This window comes from Kitasatospora sp. NPDC059571, assembly GCF_042735675.1.
Taxonomy (GTDB): Bacteria; Actinomycetota; Actinomycetes; order Streptomycetales; family Streptomycetaceae; genus Kitasatospora.
In genome coordinates, this window is the sequence record NZ_JBHWBW010000627.1 from 1 (window position 1) to 3883 (window position 3883).

The following is a 3883-nucleotide window of genomic DNA, read 5'->3' on the forward strand; positions in this document are numbered from 1 at the left end:
GCGTGGGGCCGACGGCCGCGGCGGTCGTGGCAGCGGGTCAGGACGGCAGGGTGCGGCGGTGGCCCGCCAGCTCGGGCGCCGTCATCGTGGGGATGAACTCGGTGATCCGGTACTCGGCGATGCCGGCCCGGCTGAACGGGTCGTCCGCGGCGAGCCGCTCGATCGCGGCCCGGTCGTCCCCGGCTGCCACGATCACCCCGCCGTCGCGCGGCACCTTGCGCCCGGAGGCCAGCAGGACGCCGGCGGCGTAGTTCCGCTCCAACCAGGCCACGTGGTCGGCGAGCAGTGCCTCGACCCGGTCGAGCGGTGCGGTGTAGGTCAGTTCCAGGATGAACATCCGGCCGAGCCTACCGGCCGGTGCTGACGGGGTGTCGGTCAGCCCGGCATCATCCCCATCTGCTTCATCATGCCGACGGAGTCCCAGCTCCACCAGCCCTCCATCGCCTTGCCGTCCTCGAACCGCCAGATCGTCATCCCGGCGGTCTCCACCGTGCGGCCGCTGGCCGGCATCCCCATGAACTCGCCGATGTGCGTGCCGCGCCAGACCCAGCGGGTGGCGACCTGGTCGCCCTCGGCGATCTGGCTCTTGATGTCGAAGGTGAAGTCGAACGCCTTGCAGTAGCCCTCGATCATCTCCTTGACGGCCGCCGGGCCGACCGTGTCACCGTCCATGGACGGGTCGTGGTCGCGGTAGTCCGGTGCCAGCAGCTCGTCGATGGCGGACATGTCGCCGGTCGGCGGCTCCAGCAGCAGTCGGCGCGCCGCCTCCTTGTGGAACTGGTCGCTGCGGACCATGTCCAGGTTGGTGAAGGTGGGCGGCTCCTGGCAGAGCGCCACCATCTCCTGGAAGATCCGGTCGGTCTCCGGCAGCCCGGAGTTGCGCATCGCCGCCTCGTACGAGGGGAACTCGACGATCTCCACGATGTGCTGGGCGTCCTCCCGGTCCGCGCCGACCATCGAGTGGGTGGCCGTGCGCCTGCCCCTGGTCTGTTCGATCCAGCTGTCCATGAGCCGGTTGAGTTCGTCGGGCCGCTCGGTGCGGCACTCCACGATCTGTACAAAGGTCATCGCGGACCTCCCGCTGACCCCCCTGGCTGCCTCCCGTCCGGGCCGTGCCCTTCCACTGTCCCCCTCCTGGCCGCCGCGCACCAGGAGGGGCCCGCGGGGCCGCCGTCCGCCGCACCGCCGGGACCGGCGGTCACGGACCCGGTCGGGCGGTGTCGGCCGAGGTCGTGTCGCGAGTGCCGTGGAGGACCTCCCGGGCCTGGTCGGCGGCGCGGACGATGCTCTCGCTGATGAAGTCGAGGAAGCGGGCGACGTTCTCCAGACGCTCGGCGGCGGGGGTGCGGGGGCCGAGGACGGCGACGCCGCGGCGGGCGGTCTCCACGAGCCGGTCGTTGGCCCGGGCGCCGGCGATCGTTGCCTGGTAGAAGAGTTCGTCGTCGACGACGTAGCGGTCGCGGCGGCGCTCGTCCTGTTCCCGGCGGACGAGGCTCTGGCTCTCCAGGAAGGTGATCGCCTTGGAGACCGAGGCGGCGCTGACCTCGAGGCGCCGGGCGAGCTGTGACGCGCTGAGGCTGCCCTCGTCGGTGGTGAACAGGCAGGTCAGCACCCGGGCCGTCATCCTGGGCAGGCCCGAGGCCATCAGGACGGTGGTGAGCGTCTCCTCGTACGCGGCCACGGCCGCGGCGTCGCGTCCGGGCACCCGGGGGAGGGGCTCCGGCGTCCGGGGGGCGCGGGGCCTGCGCCGGTGGGTGCGGTGCTCGGTGGCGCGGTGGGCCAGGTCGGCGCGGTAGTCGGTGGGGCCGCCGTTGCGCATCACCTCGCGCGTGATCGTCGAGGTCGGACGGTCGAGACGGCGGGCGATCTCGGCGTAGGGGAGGCTGTCGGCCAGCCCCAGCGCGATCTGCCGACGTTCCTGCTGGGTGAGCCTGCCTCCTGGCATCGCCTTCTCCTCGGTGGTCCCTCGCGGCGGTCCTCGATTGCCGCACCATAGCGTTCACTCCACAGCCATTGCAATGGTCTGTGTGAGCACCGTTGCGTTACCCGCAGGGTCATTGCAACAATTTGACGGCCTTGAGCTGGAGTAATGTGCTCAATGTGCAACGACTTCGTTGACGGGTTTTGGAAAGCAACGTAGCGTTTCCAATGTCAGAAACAGTGAGCGAGCACAGGAGAGCACGATGCAGAAGTTCGACACCGCCGCCCCGATCTCCGCCGTCCTGGCCCTCCCCGCCGGGCGCGTCCAGTTCATCGCCGCCGACCGCGCCGACGCCACCGTCGAGGTCCTGCCGGCCAACCCCGCCAGGAGCCGCGACGTCGACGCCGCCGGGCGCACCACCGTCTCCTTCGCCGACGGCGTCCTGCGGATCGAGGCCCCGGAGCCCAAGAACCAGCTCTTCGGTCCCTCCGGATCCCTGGAGGTCACCGTCCAGCTGCCCGCCGACTCCCGCATCGAGGTCAGCACCGCCGGCTGCGAGCTCCGCGGCGTCGGCCGCCTCGGCGACGTCGCCTTCGAGGGCGCGTACCGCCAGATCAAGATCGACGAGGCCGCGAGCGTCCGCCTCACCGCGGTCGACGGCGACATCGAGGTCGGACGGCTGAACGGCCCCGCGGAGATCAGCACCGCACGGGGCAGCATCCGGATCACCGAGGCCGTGCGCGGCGCGGTCGTGCTCCGCACCCAGTCCGGCGACATCGAGGTCGGCGCCGCCGCCGGGGTCTCGGCCGCCCTGGACGCCGGTACCGGCTCCGGCCGCATCAGCAACGCCCTCAAGAACAACGGCACCACCGAACTCGACATCCGCGCCACCACCTCCCACGGCAACATCACCGCCCGCAGCCTGTAGGCCCGACCCGTTCAGGGGGAAGACATGACGAAGAGCAGCACGTCCTCGACCGACTCGGCGTGGACCGGCATGGTGCCGGTCGACGACACCGCCCTGGCCGTCACCGACACCGGGGGGCCCGGCATCCCCGTGGTGTACCTCAACGGCCAGTTCGCCACCCAGGGGTACTGGCGGCGGGCCGTCGCCGAGCTGGGGACGGGATGGCGGCACATCACCTACGACGAGCGGGCCCGCGGCAAGCGGTCGGGACGCTCGGCCGACTACTCCTTCGAGGCGGCCGTCCGGGACGTCGACGCGGTCCTCGCGGCCAGGGGCGTCGACCGCGCCCTGGTGGTGGGCTGGTCCTACGGGGCGTTCGTCGCGGCACACTGGGCCGGCCGGAACCCGGAGCGAGCCCTGGGTGCGGTGCTGGTCGACGGCGCGTTCCCGTACGACTGGCTGGACGAGGCCATGGAACAGCGGATCCGCAAGCAGTTCCGGCAGTGGGGCTGGTTCCTGCCGCTGCTGCGCCCGACGGGCCTGACCCCGCGGATGAATCCCGATCAGATGGCGGACTGCAACATCGAGCTCGGCAGGATCTCCCGCGAGCGGGAGCTGGGCCCGGTCCTGGACGGCATCACCGTCCCGGTGCGGTACGTGGTCGCCTCGGGATCGTCCCTGGGCAGCCGCGGCGACGAGCAGGAGCGGATCCGCACCAGCCTCGACGCGGTGACCGACCGCAACCCGAACATCCAGGTGAGCGCGAAGGTCGCCAGCAACCACGGCGCGATCCTCAAGAAGGACTTCCGCGCCATCGCCGCAGCCGTCCGCGAGGTCGCCGCCCTCGACGGCGGCGGACGCTGACCCCACGGCCGGCGGACCGGCACCGACCACACCCCTCGCCGGGCGACGGGCGCCACCACGGCCCGCGCCCGGGCCCGCCCGGGCCCCCCCCCCGCCCCGAGCACTGGGGGGCCCGCCCCCCCCCCGCCCCCGGCCGGGCCCCCCGGCCGGGGCCCGCCCGTCCAGGTGGGCTCGGGCACGCCGTACACCCC

Annotated in this window: 5 protein-coding genes; 2 read left to right on the plus strand and 3 right to left on the minus strand. The window is 72.4% G+C overall.

Annotation, left to right across the window (positions count from 1 at the left end; translation table 11 throughout):
• Positions 1–37: 37 nt before the first annotated feature.
• From ACFV0G_RS36790 to ACFV0G_RS36800, 3 genes are all read right to left on the minus strand, one after another.
• The gene (locus ACFV0G_RS36790; RefSeq protein WP_380557349.1) at positions 38–337 is read right to left on the minus strand and encodes a YciI family protein; all 300 of its coding nucleotides are present in this window, start codon (positions 335–337) and stop codon (positions 38–40) included.
• 38 nt (positions 338–375) lie between these two features.
• Positions 376–1068, minus strand: coding sequence for an ester cyclase (locus ACFV0G_RS36795; RefSeq protein ID WP_380557352.1), 693 nt, complete (start codon positions 1066–1068; stop codon positions 376–378).
• 130 nt (positions 1069–1198) lie between these two features.
• A complete protein-coding gene (locus ACFV0G_RS36800) occupies positions 1199–1945 on the minus strand; it encodes a helix-turn-helix domain-containing protein (protein WP_380557355.1) in 747 nt (248 codons plus the stop codon).
• A 238-nt stretch (positions 1946–2183) separates the two neighbouring features.
• Here ACFV0G_RS36800 and ACFV0G_RS36805 point away from each other — a divergent pair, with 238 nt between their 5' ends.
• Both ACFV0G_RS36805 and ACFV0G_RS36810 read left to right on the plus strand, forming a co-directional pair.
• Positions 2184–2849 (plus strand): DUF4097 family beta strand repeat-containing protein, encoded by a 666-nt coding sequence (locus ACFV0G_RS36805; protein ID WP_380557358.1) that lies wholly within the window; start codon positions 2184–2186, stop codon positions 2847–2849.
• A gap of 24 nt (positions 2850–2873) precedes the next feature.
• Complete coding sequence (locus ACFV0G_RS36810; protein ID WP_380557361.1) at positions 2874–3692, plus strand: alpha/beta fold hydrolase; 819 nt, start codon at positions 2874–2876, stop codon at positions 3690–3692.
• Positions 3693–3883 lie beyond the last annotated feature (191 nt).